Here is a 16,135-nt window from a genome sequence, read left to right as displayed (position 1 = left end):
CAATGTCCGATTCCTCCTCACACCAATTGCTCTGGCAGGCAGTATTGTTCCAAGTTCTTCGGGACATTCGTGACGCAAACCGCAGTCATGAAGGACATAAAGACTTTGCCACTGCAGCAAGGTGGGTTGGGAGCTATCCAACCCGTGAGTTTAGCGAAGTGTGTATGCTGGCAGGACTTGAACCTGACTTTGTACACCCAAGATTTGTAAAGATCATCAAAGAGGCTGAGGCCAAAAGCGCTGCGCGTAAAGCTCCAAAGAAAGCACCTGTGGCAGTGGCTGCAGAATAGTCAGTTTTGGACGGTTTTTTGCTGCCGTTGATAAATACACGTGAAGACTAAAATGGTTGTGCTGTCTTTAAGATCGGCGACAGGCTCTATGCATCGTAAGATGCCCCAAGAAGATCCGAACACAGGTCACGCTGTGGCGGAGGATGTTAGGGATGCCGCGCAGTAGCCGAGCTGCATGTTCAACTGTCGCTGTGTCATCCAGCGTCTGCAGAGAGAGATGGCAGGAGTGGGAGTACAAGGCTCGCAAGAGAACCCCACGCCCGTGTCCATGGTTTGTCATGGCTTTGGATGCATTGGGTGCGTTGCTGAAAAGGTGGCGCGTAAAGCTGATCGAGAAACCCCAGCTTCCTGTAACAAGGTTGCGCTCATGACAGGCGAAAGCAACTCGGATGAGGTCTTCGTCATACCAAGGCAGCGGATAGCCTTGGTATGATTACACAATCTGGATGAGATCCCGTTCATATATGATCATAGTGCTTAAGCGATTTGATCTCCTTAAACGCAAATCAAAAGACTGAAGGTGTTTGTGAATGAGCGAGAGCGATTGAACAAACACCGAAAGTCAGCTCGGCGAAGCTGAGCTTGAACAGATAGACACATAATACACGATAGGGTTGGCAGAGCTCTGGGTGAGATAGCTTACTAGCCAAATGCCTTTAACGGTGAGCGGGCTATTTTTTGTTTCGATTTGCGCTGCATGTAACTAATTAAAGCGGCAACAAAATCTTCGCCTGTGCCCAATTTAGAAATAATATCGGCACCTTCATCTTCAGAAGCAATATGGTAATCCATGCACCAAGTGTCGAATGCACGATTTTGAGAAGACTTGTCTGAGAGTATCTCCACGCTTTGGTGCCGTGTATCATTGCGTATCATCAAGATCAGGTCATCAACTACTTCGGGCTGACCTTCGATCACTTGGAAGTAATTGTAAGGTGTTCGCAGTAAAAAGCCAGTTATACCCATAGCCTCATTATGCTTCCAGGCGGCTTCCATTATGTCACTGTCATCAGTGCTATGCATCTCTGTCTTCGGAGTGCTTTGGTACATGACAGTTCGGATCATTCACTCACCTTTTGGGCATTTGCTAATAACGAAGTACTAGCGACTAAGGTACGTGTATCAGATAATCACTAAGTATTCAAATATTGATATGTTAATGGATTTGGTGGGATTGTTTGGTTTAATATTGAAGGTAATATATGACGCCAAGCAACCGAATTAGGGTAATACCAGATGTTTCAACAAAAAGTGCCAGATGCTGCGTTTCATACGCGTGTGCGTATTCCTGACCAAGGTGTTAAAATCCCGTTCGAATGGCAAAAGCTGACAGCTGATGATCTATTTAAAAAGAAACGTGTGGTGTTCTTTGCGTTGCCCGGTGCGTTTACGCCAGCATGTTCGGAAAGCCACCTGCCGGGTTACGAACACCTCTATGATGCATTTATTGCGCAAGGGATTGATGACGTTATCTGTTCCGCTGTGAATGATGCATTTGTGATGTTCCAATGGGCCAAGGCACAAAACATACAGCGTGTGTCGATGTTGCCTGATGGGAACGGTGAATTTGCGCGGAAAATGGGTATGCTGGTGGATCGATCAGCGCAAGGCATGGGGATGCGCAGCTGGCGTTACTCGATGTTGGTGGAAAATAGGGAAATCATAAAGTTTTTTGCCGAGCCTGGCTTGTGCGATAATCCAGCAGGGGTGCCAATGACCGTTTCGTCGGCTGAAACCATGTTAGACTATTTAAGGCAAAGATAATTAGTGGACTGTTGATGGCACAGGCCAGTACGCTCACTAGTTCCAAAAAGATGGCAAATGTGTGGTAGGCCCGGCAGGACTTGAACCCGCAACCAAAGCGTTATGAGCGCTCTGCTCTAACCAGTTGAGCTACAGGCCCACGCATGAGCTGGTTATGCCAGTGCTTCTAACTGCTCAATGCTTAATTGAGTTATGGCATTTGCAATCCAGTGCTCTGCGGCTTCTTCGGTGCCAAAGCCAATACCTGCAATTCCAGCATAGCTAATCTCGAATAGATCCGTGCTATCTGGCTCAGCCCATTTACCTCCTGCACCGAGCACGTGTTCCCGCAATGCTTTTGCTGGATCACTGGCGTTGAGTATTGGCTCCACAAGAGCCCTGACTTTTGACTGATCAAACATTTAAGGCCTCCTATTAAGTTGCGGTCGTTATCTATGGCAAACGATTGATGATGCAAGTGCTCAAGCACGGTAAATGGTATCACGCAGTCCACGACCTCAAAGCTTGTAAGCGCTACTGATTGATCATTTCGATTATAACTTGGCATGAGGTGATTTAAATGCCAGGTTCTTGGCTTCGCAGTGCCTATGGCGCTGCAAAGCTCCGCTGTCTCCATGTTTTGGGAGGGATGTGTTGTAGGCAGCGGAGCATAGCAGCAAGGCTTGTACTGAGCGCAATCACACAGCCCAAAACCTCATAGAACACACATAGCATGAGATTATTGCGTAAGTCATTGTAAAACATAGACTTCAGGAAAGACGTCTTTCCGGTAGGAAGACCAATATCTCAGACTTTATGCTCAAAGCTAACAAATGATTAGGTTTTGAGTGGATCAGTACATGCGCCAAGCACAGACACTCAATGATGCGCAGCTGCGCCGCGTGATACAGTACTGCCGCAGCCGGCGTCATCCGGTGCGTGATGAAACGATCATACTGGTCAGCTTTTACGCAGGACTGCGAGCCAAGGAGATTGCCGCGCTCACCGTGGGCAATGTGTTTGATGAAGCGGGCGACGTACGCACACAGTTCATACTCACAGCGGAGCAAAGCAAGGGTGGGCATACGCGTACTGTGTATTTGAACCAGCGCTTGCGCAAAGCACTGCTGGAGTACAGCGCATCAATCCGCACAGCCAAGCCGCATCACGCATTGTTTGAGAGCCAAAAGGGTGGGCACTTCTCGGCAAACACCATGTGTCAGCTGTTCTTGGATATCTACAAAGCTGTAGGGCTTAAGGACGCTTCAAGCCATTCGGGAAGGCGCACTTATATCACACGCTTGGCCAACAAAGGCGTGGGTGTGCGCTTGCTAGCAGAATTGGCGGGGCATTCGCATATCAGCACCACCCAGAGGTATATTGATGTGAACGCAGAGCAGCTAACTGAGGCCGTGGAATTACTTTAATGTAATATCCAAAATCAGTGCCGTGCTCTTTCTTGGTTTTAAATCGCGGTTTTTACTATATCGGTTACAGGCGAAATAAATTTGCACGAAAGTAGCTACTTTGTTGCAGTGGAGGTAAGGCTTGCGTCATAAAATTAGCATAGACTTAGGCACGTCAAACATTGTGATTTGTGACAACAAAAATGGTGTCATTTTGGATGAGCCGTCGGTGATTGCGTTTCACACGACTAATAATCAGGAAAAAATGTTGGCCGTTGGAGATGATGCGAAGCTCATGCTGGGCAAAACACCAGGTAGCATACGGGCTGTGCAGCCGTTGTCTGACGGTGTGATTGCAGATTTTGATGCCGCACAGTCAATGATTACGGCGTTTTTTGCAAAAGTTGTCAGACTTTCTAAATGGCGTAAGCCAATTGTTTATGTTTGTGTTCCTTATGGCGCAACAGCTGTTGAAAAAAGAGCTATTAAAGCGACAATTGAAGCGGCGGGCGGTAAAGATGTCGGGCTTGTCCAGGAACCAATGGCTGCAGCCTTAGGAGCAGGATTGAAAGTGCTTAGTCCGCGAGGATCAATGGTAATTGATATTGGCGGTGGAACTTCTGAAATAGCAGTACTTTCTTTGGGGGGCGTGGTTGTGGCCCGCTCAGAAAGGATTGGGGGTCGTCACTTTGACGTCGTAATTTCAAACTACATTAAGAAAACGTACAATCTGCATGTCGGTTTAGCGTCATGCGAAGAAATGAAACACTCGATTGGAAGTGTCATAATGCCACCAGATGGGCAGGGTGAACACGTTGTTTTACGTGGTCGTCATGCCTTAACTGGGTTGCCAGAACAGCAAAAAGTCACGCAAGCCGATATTGCTACTGCATTAGCACCTTTAGCGCAGCAATTGAGCGAAGCAATTTTGAAGATACTAGAGCAGACTCCGCCTGATCTTGCAGGCGATATTCAAGAAGATGGAATGATGATCACCGGTGGTGGAGCGGGCCTTCAGGGCCTTGAGGAGCTGATCAAGTCTATTACGGGTATTCATGCGGTAAAAGCTGATAATAACAAGCACTCAGTTGCTTTGGGCACTCAAATGGCAATGAATTTAGGCCGGCAGTTTGAGCATGCGATTGAGCGTAATCCGTAACTAGATAACACTATTCAAAATACAGTTAACGCACCTCAAACTCATCGCTGCTCAACTCATACCTCTTGCCCGTGAGCATATCCTTCTTGAGGCGTGGGGTGAGATGACTGTAATGCCGCTCAATCATGCCTATGCTTGTACCCATCTGTACTGCGAGTGCATGTATATCCATCCCGTCGTTGAGCAGAGCGAAGGTCGCATAGGTGTGACGTAGGCTGTAGAGAGTGCGGTTCTGCCCCGTGCGCGGGCATGTGATCAGCCCTATGTCTTTGAGGAACTTGCGGAACGTCTGGTGGATGTTCTTTGAGACCGTACCATCGGGCAATCTGAACACTGGCAGATCGATACGCTGCTTGAGCAGGTCTTCAAAGGGGATGTGGCGTATGTCCTCTGACCGCTCGTGTATGCGCTTGAGGTAGTTGATCGTACCACTGCGGCAGATGATGTCTCTGCGACCAGTCTTGCCTGACACGCTCATCTCCAAGTATTGCAGATCCTTTTCCTCAAACAGCGTCACGTGCTTCCACTTGAGGTTTAGCGCCTCTGTGCCGTGCCGCATGCCTGTATTGGCCATAATCAACACATAGTCCCGCATGAGGTGACGCATGTCTGTGGGTTTGCCTGCCTTGCCAGTATCAATCCAGCTGGGCAGCTTGCGGATGAGTGTGGCGTATTCTTCGCGGGTGAAGTCTGGGCGTCGTTCACTCTTCTCACCACGGTTCACCAGTAGCGGCACATTCTTGTGCGCTATAAAGCCCCGCGCCACAGCTTCTTCAAACACACGGTTCATGGCTGAGTTATGTGTGTTCAGCGTACTAGCCTTTGGCTCACGCCCCATCTTAGCACGCCGCCACTCGTAGAACTGCTGCACCTTCTCGTAATCAATGGTGGTCACATACTGTGCACCGAAGAACGGGATCAGATAACGCTCAATACATACGATGTAATCTGCGAACACTTTACGCCCTAAGCCCGCATCCAGCTGCTTGCGCATATCCGCAATGGCCAGCTTGGCCACATCAGAGAACTTCTTGGTCACAACAGGTAGGTCATTCTTGTGGCGGAACTTGTACTCAAGAAACGTATCGCGGGCGTATTCCTTGGCCTCAGCTAAATCGCGCTTGCCTGTGCTGATGCGGATAGTGTGCCCATCAATCACAAAGGCTGCCTGCCAGCGCTTGCTGCGCTCACGTCGATACACACGCACCTCGCCGTCCAGTATCAGATGTGTGTCTTCACGCAGCTGCCGCATGTCCCGCTCCTCACCGCAACACTACGGCAGAGCGCACCGACAAGTCTACGAAAGTGTGTGTTAGCCTGCTAGGGCTTGGCAGTTGAAACAGGTTCAGGATTGTTTATGCTTCACAGTTGACATTGTCGAACGCGCAGCCGCGTGTAACTGAAAATTTATAGGTTATCAGCCAGCCACCACAAAGGCGTTGGTTCAATCGTCTTCGTCACATGAATCTGGTACAGTCGTTCGAGTAGCTTCTTTTTCAAATCATCGTCCCCTGAATGAAATGGACTGGTGCGCGAAACAAATTCCGGCGAGGGGTTTCTGAATTCGGCAGTCCAACTAGCCAAGTGAAACAAAATAGGTACGAAAGCGATCCCAGCTTCAGTGAGGAAATAAAGCTTCTTCTGCGCGTGATTGTCCGATTTTTGAACATTCAACAGGCCCAGCTGTACCATATAGTGCAATCGTGATGACAGCGAAGCCGAAGAAATTCCCTCACGATTGTTTTTCAATATCTCGTTGAAGCCACGTCGATCAAATAGCGCAATTTCGCGGATAATTATTGGGATCCACTTGTCAATAAGCAGGTGTCCAGCCAGGCCGATTGGGCACATTTCCTCTTCGACGATTTTCAAGTCAAGCATGTCATGCCTCCAAACCACTTTAACATGCAGACTAGACTGTCGACAATCGCAAGGTCAACCTAGACATGAGCATCGTCGACTGCAGATGAAAAGGATACCTAAAGTGCCTATAGAAGTGAAAATTCTGAGAGGAAATCAAAATGCCTAAAGGCTATTTAATTGCCAATTTACGCGTGAAAGACCCAGAAGCGTTTAAAAAATTTTCGGAAGCAGCATTGCCATCCATTGAACAATATGGCGGTAGAATACTTGCACGCGGCCCACACGCTGATCGCCATGAGGGCAATGTATCGGGCGTGGTGACTATGCTTGAATTTGAAAGCAAAGAGGCCGCGGAAAAGTTCTATTTCAGCGATGAGTATCAGGCCGCAAAGGCAATTCGCGATACTGGATGTGATGCTGATTTAATGATTATTGAAGGAATGCAGGAATGACCAAAAAACTATCGATTGTACGATTCAAACCCAAGCCTGAATATTTTGATGAATTCTTGCAGAATATCCAAGACTGGCACGCCCAAGTATTCGCAGATGGTGACCATCGTCTAATGCGGACGGATGAGGAAGTTGTTGCCATGGTTGTTCGAGATAGCGAAATGCTGGAAGAAAATATCAAACGCGGGGTAAATTGGTTAGATAGCCAAAGACCTCTCTTGCAAGAATACAACGATGTGGATCGTCACACGATGCCCATGACAGGTGATCTCGTAGTTTAGCATTAGATCGACACGTCATATTTGTAGTACTGAAACTGGTCACGTCGGTGTGTGGGACCTACTGAAGCCCACACTGTTGGCAATTAAACCAATGATGCCACCAATAATGTCCAGACAAAACTCTGCCAACACAGTGTTAGCAACACAGCAACAGCCAACATGGTTGTTTAGTTATTGATGCAATGGTTGTGCCCATCAATCACAAAGGCCGCTTACCAGCGCTTGCTGCGTTCACGCCAATATACCCGCACCTCGCCGTCCAGTATAAGATGTGTGTCGTCACGGAGACACGAGCACGACACATGATAGCTACCACGCCAGAACGTTCAGCGTTCCCGGGATCATTAGACGTGTTTGTGCCCGTCTGGGGATTCGGTAGGAAACATGTAAACCAACGGGCACCAGGTATTCAGTGGTGTGGGCTTTAATCAACGCCCTCTGCCGATTACCTTAAACATTCCTGTTTCAGTCTCTCGCAAGTTTTTATTCATCGCGCTGTAACAGGCCGCCAAGTTTTCTGAAAAGTTCGTCGCGTGCCGATCCAGGTCGCCACGCAAGAACCACGTGACGTGGGCAGGCGTCGGGGAGCGGGGTGAGGCGAACGTCGCTGCCGCCCACGACCCCCGCTTCAATTGCGAGGTTCGGCAAAAGAGTAACGCCTAACCCCTCGGACACCATTGCAATCAATGTCGTCAGACTGGTCGCTGAAAAACTATCCTGCACCGACAGGATGCGTTCTGGATACGCCTCCAGCGCATGACGCTGAAGGCAATGCCCCTTTTCCAGCAACATGAGCTGTCCGCCCTTCGTCAGTATTTCTGTCCCGCGCGGGACAGGCCAGTCCGCGGGGGTGGCCAGCTGATATCCGTCTTCAAAGAGCGGCATGATCTCCAAAGCCCCCGTATCAAAGGGCAGCGCGATCAGGATCAGATCAAGGCGACCTGCATGGAGCCCCTCAATGAGGCTTTCGGTCATCTCTTCGCGCATGTAAACGCGCAGGTCGGGAAACGCGTTGCGGATTGCGGGCAGGGCATGTGGCAGCAGGAAGGGGCCAATTGTCGGAATTGCCCCTAGTTTCAAGTCGCCCTCAAACGGATTTCGATGGGCCTTTGCAACGGTCTCGATCTCTGCGGTATCCAACAAGAGCTGACGGGCACGCGTCGTGATCTCTTCTCCGACGGTTGTTAGCATCACGGTTTGGCGGGTGCGTTCGATCAATTGAACCCCAAGTCGATCCTCAAGTTCTTTGATGCCCGCACTGAGTGTCGGCTGGGTCACAAAGCACAGGTCTGCCGCACGCGAAAAATTCAGCGTGTCAGCGACGGCTGTAAGATAGCGCATTTGGCGGAGCGTGATCACTTATCGATTTCCTCTATCATTATTAGTTTTATATTCAATTTCCTCTATCTGCGTCCAGCGCGTATCTCTGTCTCATCAAAACGATCAATCCAAGGACAGATGATATGACAGACCAAGTACAACAGCCCGGCGCACGCTTGAACGAACCTGCTCCGGCGTTCGACGCCCCAACAACACACGGCCGCAAGACGCTTGCTGACTATAAGGGCAAATGGCTGGTTCTCTTCTCACACCCTGCCGACTTCACACCAGTTTGCACCACGGAATTCATCGGCTTCGCCAAGAAACAGGACGATTTCAACGCCCGCAACACAGAGCTTCTGGGCCTGTCCGTCGACAGCCACTACAGCCACATCGCGTGGATGCTGAACATCAAGGAAAAGTTCGGTGTCGAGATCAAATTCCCGATCATCGCCGACCTCAACATGGCGGTGGCCCAAGCCTACGGGATGATCCAGCCCGGTGCGTCCGATACCGCCGCTGTGCGGGCCACGTTCCTGATCGACCCCGAAGGCGTGCTGCGTGCGATGGTCTATTACCCGATGAACGCAGGCCGGTCGGTGGATGAAATCTACCGCCTGTTGGTCGCAATGCAGACAGCCGATGAGAATTCTTGCGCGATGCCTGAAAACTGGAAACCCGGTGAGCCTGTGATCGTGCCGACGCCAGCAACGCCAGAGGCCGCGATGGCCCGTGCTGATGAAGGCTTTGAGACTGTGGACTGGTATTTTTCAACCCGCATGCTCTGACACGAAGGGCGGGCCATCATGGCCCGCTCACGACCGCCCCACTTTTCCACATCTGCCTAGCGCAGTGAATTCATACCCCAAGGAGCAAGACCCATGACTGACGTATCCCAAAAGAACATTGACGCCCTGAACGCCGTATTGGGTGAAACATTCCGCCTCTATGTCCAGACGCACGGCTATCACTGGAACGTAGAAGGTCCCAATTTTCGCCAGCTGCACGTGATGTTTGAAGAGCAATACCAAAACCTCTGGGGCGCTTTGGACGAGATCGCCGAGCGTATCCGCACTCAAGGCGCCTATGCGCCGGGGTCTGTTGCCGACCTGATGGCACTGGCCACACCGGAAGATATGCCCGCGCAATCCGCCGAAGAAATGGTGACAAAGCTGGCGGCTGGCCATGAGGCTCTTGCCGACACGCTGCGCAATGCTATCGAAACAAGCGGCGACGCGGGCGACGAAGTCTCTGCCGGTATTCTGACAGATCGTCTGGAATATCACGAAAAAGAACTGTGGATGATGAAAGCAAGCACACGCTGATCCTCCCTGCCCAAGCCTTCGGGCTTGGTCCACCTTCCTACAATCACGCACAGGAGAGAACCAATGAGCAATCCAATCGTAAAAGGCTTCTGGGACAAACCGACCGGAAGCTGGCAATATGTTTTCCACGACCCCGAGACCATGAAAGGGGCCATCGTTGATCCGGTCCTTGATTACGATCCGCTGGCCGCCGCGACATCCACGAAGAACGCTGAGATTCTTTTGAACTATGTGCGCGAGACAGGCATCGAACTGGTCTGGATTCTGGACACGCACCCCCACGCTGACCACTTTTCATCTGCGCCGTGGTTAAAAGCCCAAACTGGCGCGCCCACGGCCATTGGCGAAAAAGTGACCGGTGTCCAAAGCCTTTGGCAGGACATCTACAACCTCCCCAAGGATTTCCCGACGGATGGCAGCCAATGGGACCGCCTGTTCGCCGATGGTGACACATTCATGGTGGGCAATGTGCCGGTTACGGTGATGTTCTCGCCGGGGCATACGATGGCGTCGATCACCTACGTGGCAGGGGATGCGGCCTTCGTGCATGACACGCTGATGATGCCGGACAGCGGCAGCTCTCGGGCGGATTTCCCGGGCGGCAGTTCGGCAGCGCTCTATGACAGCATTTCGGCTATTCTTGCATTGCCAGAGGACACGCGCGTCTTTGTCGGTCACGACTACGCCCCTGATCGGGATGCGGAATGCGAAGCAACGGTCGCGCAGCACCGTGCGTTTAACATCCACTGGCAGGACAACCCGTTAAAGGCTGAATACCGCGCTGTGCGGGATGCCCGTGATGCGACGTTGGCACTGCCAAAGTTGATGCTGGCCGCGCTGCAGATCAACATTCGGGGTGGGCGCCTCCCAATGGCAGAGGACAATGGCCGTTCCTATCTGAAGGTGCCCTTGAACTATTTTGAGAGCCGTTAACCAGCGGCCCCATTTAACAGAATGACGTCACTTCGTTGATGTCATTCTGTCTCTTCTGATGAGAATTTCGGCGTAAGCCTGTGCCACTTTGCCACTGTACTGCGATTGCGGTCGGACCACTCTTTCCGGTGAAATTTCATGCTCCTAAGGCTTCCATTGAACACTCCATCTACAAAGTGATCCCTATGACACGCGCAAAAGACTATATCTTCGTACTGGCTGTAGCGTTGGCGGCTTGGGCCGCAATTGCGCAGCCTGCAAGTATGACAAGCGAGCAAGCCATGACCTTTGGAGTCATGCTTGTAACTTTGGCGATCTGGGGCACAGGGGTGGTGCCTGGGTATGTCGGATCTACGTTCCTGTTCACTGCGCTGATCTTGGGCAATCTGGCCACCCCACAAGAGGTCTTTTCCAGCTTCTCATCTACCGCGATCTGGCTTGTGGTGGCGGGATTTGTCATCGGGGCGGCGATCACCCATTCGGGGCTGGGCGCACGCATGGGAGCCTTGGCGCGGCCGCATCTATCAAAAAGCTACGCGACGTTGATCGCAGGGCTTATGATACTGGGGATGCTGCTGGGGTTTGTGATGCCGTCCTCTCTTGGGCGGGCTGCGGTTTTGGTACCTGTCGGCATGGCGCTGGCGGATGCCTTGGGGCTTGGTAAAGGATCAAAAGGGCGCACGGGCGTTGCGGTAATTATTGCGATCGGGACGAACATGCCCAGCTTTGCGATCCTGCCGTCCAACATCCCCAACATCATCCTGTCAGGCGTGGCCGAGCAATCCTTCGGGGTGCATTTCAGTTACGCCGACTATTTGTTGCTGCACTACCCTGTATTGGGCATGCTGAAATCTGCCGTCATCGTCGGTCTCGTGCTGTATTTCTTTCCGGGACAGGTCCAGTCCACCGATACCCCAACGAAACAAGGTGCCGTAGCGGGAGGGCGCCAGACCGCGCTGATGGCAATCCTGTTGCTGACGCTTGGTCTGTGGGCGACGGACCAGTTGCACGGAATCAATGCTGCATGGATTGGCTTGGGCGCATCGCTGGTTTTGATGGTGCCGCAACTGGGCTTCGTGCCACCGGCGGTTTTCAAATCATCGGTCGACTTCTCGATGCTGTTGTTTGTGGCCGGCGCTTTGACGCTTGGCACGATCGTGGCCTCTAGCGGGCTGGGCGACATCATCGCAACCGAGGCATTTGCCGTCCTTCCATTGCAAGCCGGTCAAGACTTTATGAACTTCATGTCCTTGTCGGTTTTGGGAACGGGCACGTCGATCTTTACTACTGCGCCCGGCGCGCCGGCGGTTTTGACTCCGCTTGCGAGCGATCTGGTGGAAACCACGGGGTTCTCGCTCACCGCTGTTCTGATGACACAGGTCATCGGGTTTTCGACCGTCATCTTTCCCTATCAGGTCGGCCCGTTGATCGTTGCTATGGGGTTGGCTGGGGAAAATACACGCCCACTGTTGAAGGTGACGGTTGTCCTGTCAATCATCACGCTGCTCGTCCTCGTGCCGCTTGATTTTTTGTGGTGGAAACTGCTCGGCGTCATCTGATTACAGACGGTGGCTGTCCGACGCACTGCAGACATTGGTACAACCTGCAGCATCCGACACTCTGGGCTCGAAGCAGCCATTCGCCGCGCCTAGCGCCAAAGTCCGCTCTGGGCGGAAAACCAGCAATCGCGTTCTTTGTATTACCAACCATGTTCGCCCAAAACTCTGCCAACACAGTGTTAGCAACACAGCACCAGCCAACACTGTGTTCAACACCGTGATTCAGCGCTCGAAATAGTGAGCAACACGGCAAAAAGTGTGTGTTTGGTGTGTTTTTGAAAAACACAACTTAAGCGTGCATGGCGCTAGTCTAAGTCATTGATATTGATTGATAAATGGTGCCCGGGGGCGGAATCGAACCACCGACACGAGGATTTTCAATGGAGGCGGTGTAATTTAGACATTTATTATCAATGATTTGCGCAGCAATATTTTTGGTGTGCGCGTAAGTGTGTTTTTAGTGTCATTTTGAGGGCAGGGCGGAAACGCTGTGTTGACCACCGTTTAGTTGGGGCGCCATACCTCTCCCTCGGCTACTTTCGCTCATGTTTGCAGTCGCTATATTTTTGCAGCGTCCAGCGCTCTGCGCACTCGATTTGTCGTAGCGGCTACATCGTACAGTTTGTCTAGGCCGAATAAACCCAAACGAAAAGTTTTGAAGTCAGCAGGCTCATCACACTGTAGTGGCACGCCAGCTGCAATCTGAACACCGTTCTCAGCAAACTTCTTACCATTCTGAACATCTGGATCGTTAGTGTAGGATACAACAACGCCCGGCGCACCAAAGCCGTCAGCTGCAACTGATGTTATGCCGCGTGAAGCTAATATTTTGCGGACCTGATTACCTAATTCCCATTGTGCTTCTTTAAGTTTTTGAAAGCCATATTGGCGCGTCTCAAGCATGGTATCACGAAACAATTTGAGGGCATCAGTGGGCATGGTCGCATGGTAAGAATGACCACCATTCTCATAACTTTTCATTACTTGGTGCCATTTGTTTAAATCGATGGCAAAGCTGTCGGATTGTGTGTTTTCAAGCCGCTGAACAGCCCGATCTGATAGCATCACAAGACCTGCTGCAGGCGATGCACTCCAGCCTTTTTGTGGTGCGGAAATTAGTACATCAACACCCAACTTTCTCATATCAACCCAGACACACCCAGAAGCGATACAATCCAGCACCATAAGGGCTCCTACTTCATGAGCCGCTTCTGCCATTTTTTCGATGTAGCTGTCAGGCAAGATAATGCCTGCGCTTGTCTCCACGTGAGGGGCAAATACAACATCAGGCGCTTCGGTCCGAATGGTTTCTACTACTTGCTCAATAGGAGCTGGCGCAAAAGCCGACTGGCTTTCATTACCTTTCCTATGAGCCTTCAGAACCGTTGTTTCGGATGTTAAGTTACCATTTTCAATAATCTGGCTCCACCGGTAGCTAAACCAACCGTTGCGGACCACCAGTGCTTTTGAGTTTCTTGCGAACTGTCGAGCGACAGCTTCCATGCCAAATGTTCCGCCACCCGGTATTAGGACGACTGCGTCTGCACAGTAGACTTCCTTTAGCATTGAAGAGATGTCGTTCATTACGCCTTGAAACGTGCTGCTCATGTGGTTGAGTGATCTGTCTGTAAATACGACAGAAAACTCTTCCAGACCTGTTGGATCAACGTGATCAAGTAATGCTGACATTGGGCTCTCCGTTTGCTGTTGTTGGAGACGCTATCTGCTTACAACTGAGCTGGCAAAGTCTACTTAGGTATACTTTCTAGCTGACTAGGCTGATATGTTGCAGATGTTGATGATAAAATTTATCTTCAGAAACTATTGTAGTTGAACGTAAAGATCCTGGATTAGAGCGGCCGCGGAACGCTTCAAAGCGGGTGTACGGGCACACATAGCGATCTTACCAAACTCATCGCTTGAAACCTGGAAAGTTATTGTTTGCAAAATATGTAGACAATCGTTGGGTTTTCTTGCTCATCTTTTCAAGATTAGAGCTACAATGGTGCCTTCAAAATGCATATTCAAACCAACACAAAAGTGCTTAATGAATTCATTATTGCAGCAAAGACGGCCTACTTGTCGCGCACGCAAGACCCATATTTGATTGCATCACTAAACAAGTTTTTTGCTGTGATCGAAGAGACTGCACCTGAGGCGGAGGTAGTCAGTGGCCGTGTTTCGGCATGCCAGCACATGGATGAAGTGTTGGCAAATTGCAGCTTTCTTGACCCAGATTTGCAGTTTCTAATGAGAAAGTTTGAAGAAATTGAACCGTGGCTGAAGTGGCGTATCCGTCATGGAGGCAATGATGCCGCAAGTGATAATTTCGCAAGCAATCACGCAAACGCAATAATAATAGGGCCTGGAGGTCTCAAAAATCCAGGTTCTTTGCAGTTAGGTGTGACGCTTTTGGCCCCAAATGTACGGTACCCTGATCATCGGCACTCGCCTGAAGAAACTTACTTGGTCATTAGTTCAGGTGATTTCAGAAACGAACTTCAGGAATGGGTACAGGTGAGTGAAGGGGGCACATTTTATAACCAACATAACATTACTCATGCCATGCGTTCTTCAGACATTCCTCTTTTCGCTTTTTGGGCTCTGCTTAAATAATCAGTTGTTGTTCTATGCTAAGGATTAGAAGCTAACTTGGTCGCGCCCAATAAACGGGCATACACGCTGAGTAATGGCTGGTTAATATACACGAACAGTAATGCGAATTTTGCATTGGGACTGAGGCATTTAGTCAGATAATTTATAGAAAAGCCAACTAGGAGTTCTCCAATGCATCTTGCCCGTTTCCCGCGTGTTCATCTTGCCCATCTCTCAACACCGCTTGAGCCGATGGAGCGTCTTTCAAAAGAATTGGGCGTCGAATTGTGGATCAAGCGCGATGATTGCACAGGTATGTCCACTGGCGGCAATAAGACACGCAAACTGGAATTCTTAATGGCCGAAGCGGTTGAGCAGGGTGCGGATATGGTCATGACGCAAGGTGCGACTCAGACAAACCATGGCCGCCAGACAGCCGCCTTTGCCGCCAAGATGGGTCTTAAGTGCCACATCCTGCTCGAAGATCGCACCGGATATCAGGACGGCAATTATAACACCAACGGTAACGTTTTGCTGGATCATCTGCATGGCGCTACGACGGAGAAGTTTCCAGCAGGCCACGACATGCCTGGCGAGATGGAAAAAGCCGCAGAAAAAATGCGTGCCAAAGGTCATACCGTTTATGTTATCCCTGGAGGCGGCTCCAATCCCACAGGTGCATTGGGATATGTGAATGCTGCGTTTGAATTGGTCGAGCAGGCCAATAAAATGGGGATGAAAATCGATCGTCTAACCCATGCTACTGGATCATCTGGCACTCAAGCAGGTCTGGTCACAGGCATGTGCGCGATGAATGCTCAGATTCCGATCCTTGGCATTGGCACCAGGGCCCCACAGCCCAAGCAGGAACAGATGGTCTATGAACTCGCCTGTAAAACGGCGGAGAAACTTGGATGTCCCGGTGTGGTCAAGCGCGAGGATGTGATGGCTAACACGGATTATGTCGGTGAAGGTTACGGTATTCCAACTGAAAGCGGTATCGAGGCGATCAAAATGTTTGCCGAGCTGGAGGGCATCCTGCTTGATCCGTGCTACTCTGCCAAAGGCGCAGCGGGGATGATTGATCTAGCGCGCAAGGGCCATTTCAAGGATGAGCGTGTCGTCTTTCTACACACTGGTGGAGCGGCTGCTCTTGGTGGGTATGATTTCGCTTTTGATCACAAAAAATACTGGGTTACGATGTAAAGC

At 50.6% G+C, this 16,135-nt stretch carries 18 protein-coding genes and 1 tRNA gene; 12 read left to right on the top strand and 7 right to left on the bottom strand.

The window, feature by feature from the left end:
• Positions 1-2: 2 nt before the first annotated feature.
• Positions 3-290, top strand: a complete 288-nt coding sequence (locus NeNHUV3_RS04750; RefSeq protein WP_391482802.1) for a hypothetical protein — start codon at positions 3-5, stop codon at positions 288-290.
• A 642-nt stretch (positions 291-932) separates the two neighbouring features.
• Here the strand turns inward: NeNHUV3_RS04750 and NeNHUV3_RS04745 are convergent.
• Complete coding sequence (locus NeNHUV3_RS04745; protein WP_391482801.1) at positions 933-1,355, bottom strand: BLUF domain-containing protein; 423 nt, start codon at positions 1,353-1,355, stop codon at positions 933-935.
• Positions 1,356-1,526: 171 nt separating this feature from the next.
• Between NeNHUV3_RS04745 and NeNHUV3_RS04740 the strand changes: the two genes are divergently transcribed.
• Positions 1,527-2,054: a peroxiredoxin gene (locus NeNHUV3_RS04740; RefSeq protein WP_391482799.1), complete on the top strand. Its 528-nt coding sequence runs from the start codon at positions 1,527-1,529 to the stop codon at positions 2,052-2,054.
• Positions 2,055-2,116: 62 nt separating this feature from the next.
• Here NeNHUV3_RS04740 and NeNHUV3_RS04735 read toward each other — a convergent pair.
• Together NeNHUV3_RS04735 and NeNHUV3_RS04730 are read right to left on the bottom strand one after the other, a co-directional pair.
• A tRNA-Ile gene (locus NeNHUV3_RS04735) sits at positions 2,117-2,193 on the bottom strand.
• Positions 2,194-2,206: 13 nt separating this feature from the next.
• Entirely contained in the window at positions 2,207-2,455 is a 249-nt protein-coding gene (locus tag NeNHUV3_RS04730; protein WP_391482797.1) for a hypothetical protein, read from the bottom strand.
• Positions 2,456-2,893: 438 nt separating this feature from the next.
• On the opposite strand from NeNHUV3_RS04730, the gene NeNHUV3_RS04725 reads away from it, so the two are divergent.
• Both NeNHUV3_RS04725 and NeNHUV3_RS04720 read left to right on the top strand, forming a co-directional pair.
• A complete protein-coding gene (locus NeNHUV3_RS04725; RefSeq protein ID WP_391482796.1) occupies positions 2,894-3,460 on the top strand; it encodes a tyrosine-type recombinase/integrase in 567 nt (188 codons plus the stop codon).
• Positions 3,461-3,581: 121 nt separating this feature from the next.
• Positions 3,582-4,598: a rod shape-determining protein gene (locus NeNHUV3_RS04720; RefSeq protein WP_391482794.1), complete on the top strand. Its 1,017-nt coding sequence runs from the start codon at positions 3,582-3,584 to the stop codon at positions 4,596-4,598.
• 25 nt (positions 4,599-4,623) lie between these two features.
• Here the strand turns inward: NeNHUV3_RS04720 and NeNHUV3_RS04715 are convergent, their stop codons facing one another.
• Both NeNHUV3_RS04715 and NeNHUV3_RS04710 read right to left on the bottom strand, forming a co-directional pair.
• The gene (locus NeNHUV3_RS04715) at positions 4,624-5,850 is read right to left on the bottom strand and encodes a tyrosine-type recombinase/integrase (RefSeq protein ID WP_391482793.1); all 1,227 of its coding nucleotides are present in this window, start codon (positions 5,848-5,850) and stop codon (positions 4,624-4,626) included.
• A 155-nt stretch (positions 5,851-6,005) separates the two neighbouring features.
• Positions 6,006-6,479, bottom strand: coding sequence for a winged helix-turn-helix transcriptional regulator (locus tag NeNHUV3_RS04710; protein WP_391482791.1), 474 nt, complete (start codon positions 6,477-6,479; stop codon positions 6,006-6,008).
• A gap of 140 nt (positions 6,480-6,619) precedes the next feature.
• Between NeNHUV3_RS04710 and NeNHUV3_RS04705 the strand changes: the two genes are divergently transcribed.
• Complete coding sequence (locus tag NeNHUV3_RS04705) at positions 6,620-6,913, top strand: DUF1330 domain-containing protein (protein ID WP_038010195.1); 294 nt, start codon at positions 6,620-6,622, stop codon at positions 6,911-6,913.
• Positions 6,910-7,194 (top strand): hypothetical protein, encoded by a 285-nt coding sequence (locus NeNHUV3_RS04700; protein WP_391482789.1) that lies wholly within the window; start codon positions 6,910-6,912, stop codon positions 7,192-7,194. Before NeNHUV3_RS04705 ends, NeNHUV3_RS04700 begins: the two co-directional genes overlap by 4 nt.
• Positions 7,195-7,677: 483 nt before the next feature.
• Here the strand turns inward: NeNHUV3_RS04700 and NeNHUV3_RS04695 are convergent, their stop codons facing one another.
• Entirely contained in the window at positions 7,678-8,553 is an 876-nt protein-coding gene (locus tag NeNHUV3_RS04695; protein WP_391482788.1) for a hydrogen peroxide-inducible genes activator, read from the bottom strand.
• 104 nt (positions 8,554-8,657) lie between these two features.
• On the opposite strand from NeNHUV3_RS04695, the gene NeNHUV3_RS04690 reads away from it, so the two are divergent.
• From NeNHUV3_RS04690 to NeNHUV3_RS04675, 4 genes are all read left to right on the top strand, one after another.
• Complete coding sequence (locus NeNHUV3_RS04690) at positions 8,658-9,302, top strand: peroxiredoxin (RefSeq protein ID WP_391482787.1); 645 nt, start codon at positions 8,658-8,660, stop codon at positions 9,300-9,302.
• Between the two features lie 93 nt (positions 9,303-9,395).
• Positions 9,396-9,839 carry a Dps family protein gene (locus NeNHUV3_RS04685; protein ID WP_391482785.1) on the top strand — a complete coding sequence of 148 codons (444 nt, stop codon included), beginning with the start codon at positions 9,396-9,398 and terminating at the stop codon, positions 9,837-9,839.
• A gap of 63 nt (positions 9,840-9,902) precedes the next feature.
• On the top strand, positions 9,903-10,772 hold the full coding sequence (locus NeNHUV3_RS04680; protein ID WP_391482784.1) for an MBL fold metallo-hydrolase: 870 nt from the start codon (positions 9,903-9,905) through the stop codon (positions 10,770-10,772).
• A 185-nt stretch (positions 10,773-10,957) separates the two neighbouring features.
• On the top strand, positions 10,958-12,331 hold the full coding sequence (locus NeNHUV3_RS04675; RefSeq protein WP_391482783.1) for an SLC13 family permease: 1,374 nt from the start codon (positions 10,958-10,960) through the stop codon (positions 12,329-12,331).
• 558 nt (positions 12,332-12,889) lie between these two features.
• Here the strand turns inward: NeNHUV3_RS04675 and NeNHUV3_RS04670 are convergent.
• A complete protein-coding gene (locus NeNHUV3_RS04670) occupies positions 12,890-14,020 on the bottom strand; it encodes an aminotransferase class V-fold PLP-dependent enzyme (RefSeq protein WP_391482782.1) in 1,131 nt (376 codons plus the stop codon).
• Positions 14,021-14,347: 327 nt separating this feature from the next.
• Between NeNHUV3_RS04670 and NeNHUV3_RS04665 the strand changes: the two genes are divergently transcribed.
• Together NeNHUV3_RS04665 and NeNHUV3_RS04660 are read left to right on the top strand one after the other, a co-directional pair.
• Entirely contained in the window at positions 14,348-14,947 is a 600-nt protein-coding gene (locus NeNHUV3_RS04665) for a dimethylsulfonioproprionate lyase family protein (protein WP_391482780.1), read from the top strand.
• Positions 14,948-15,118: 171 nt separating this feature from the next.
• On the top strand, positions 15,119-16,132 hold the full coding sequence (locus NeNHUV3_RS04660) for a D-cysteine desulfhydrase (RefSeq protein WP_391482779.1): 1,014 nt from the start codon (positions 15,119-15,121) through the stop codon (positions 16,130-16,132).
• Positions 16,133-16,135 lie beyond the last annotated feature (3 nt).

This window comes from Nereida sp. NH-UV-3 (assembly GCF_042939535.1).
Lineage (GTDB): Bacteria > Pseudomonadota > Alphaproteobacteria > Rhodobacterales > Rhodobacteraceae > Nereida > Nereida ignava.
This window is presented reverse-complemented; position numbering and strand designations above follow the sequence as displayed.

Excerpts from the sequence above, each read along its gene's own strand:
- NeNHUV3_RS04750 (WP_391482802.1), top strand. The coding sequence starts at position 3 with ATGTCCGATTCCTCCTCACACCAATTGCTCTGGCAGGCAGTATTGTTC.
- NeNHUV3_RS04745 (WP_391482801.1), bottom strand. The coding sequence starts at position 1,355 with ATGATCCGAACTGTCATGTACCAAAGCACTCCGAAGACAGAGATGCAT.
- NeNHUV3_RS04740 (WP_391482799.1), top strand. The coding sequence starts at position 1,527 with ATGTTTCAACAAAAAGTGCCAGATGCTGCGTTTCATACGCGTGTGCGT.
- NeNHUV3_RS04730 (WP_391482797.1), bottom strand. The coding sequence starts at position 2,455 with ATGTTTGATCAGTCAAAAGTCAGGGCTCTTGTGGAGCCAATACTCAAC.
- NeNHUV3_RS04725 (WP_391482796.1), top strand. The coding sequence starts at position 2,894 with ATGCGCCAAGCACAGACACTCAATGATGCGCAGCTGCGCCGCGTGATA.
- NeNHUV3_RS04715 (WP_391482793.1), bottom strand. The coding sequence starts at position 5,850 with ATGCGGCAGCTGCGTGAAGACACACATCTGATACTGGACGGCGAGGTG.
- NeNHUV3_RS04710 (WP_391482791.1), bottom strand. The coding sequence starts at position 6,479 with ATGCTTGACTTGAAAATCGTCGAAGAGGAAATGTGCCCAATCGGCCTG.
- NeNHUV3_RS04705 (WP_038010195.1), top strand. The coding sequence starts at position 6,620 with ATGCCTAAAGGCTATTTAATTGCCAATTTACGCGTGAAAGACCCAGAA.
- NeNHUV3_RS04700 (WP_391482789.1), top strand. The coding sequence starts at position 6,910 with ATGACCAAAAAACTATCGATTGTACGATTCAAACCCAAGCCTGAATAT.
- NeNHUV3_RS04690 (WP_391482787.1), top strand. The coding sequence starts at position 8,658 with ATGACAGACCAAGTACAACAGCCCGGCGCACGCTTGAACGAACCTGCT.
- NeNHUV3_RS04685 (WP_391482785.1), top strand. The coding sequence starts at position 9,396 with ATGACTGACGTATCCCAAAAGAACATTGACGCCCTGAACGCCGTATTG.
- NeNHUV3_RS04680 (WP_391482784.1), top strand. The coding sequence starts at position 9,903 with ATGAGCAATCCAATCGTAAAAGGCTTCTGGGACAAACCGACCGGAAGC.
- NeNHUV3_RS04675 (WP_391482783.1), top strand. The coding sequence starts at position 10,958 with ATGACACGCGCAAAAGACTATATCTTCGTACTGGCTGTAGCGTTGGCG.
- NeNHUV3_RS04670 (WP_391482782.1), bottom strand. The coding sequence starts at position 14,020 with ATGTCAGCATTACTTGATCACGTTGATCCAACAGGTCTGGAAGAGTTT.
- NeNHUV3_RS04665 (WP_391482780.1), top strand. The coding sequence starts at position 14,348 with ATGCATATTCAAACCAACACAAAAGTGCTTAATGAATTCATTATTGCA.
- NeNHUV3_RS04660 (WP_391482779.1), top strand. The coding sequence starts at position 15,119 with ATGCATCTTGCCCGTTTCCCGCGTGTTCATCTTGCCCATCTCTCAACA.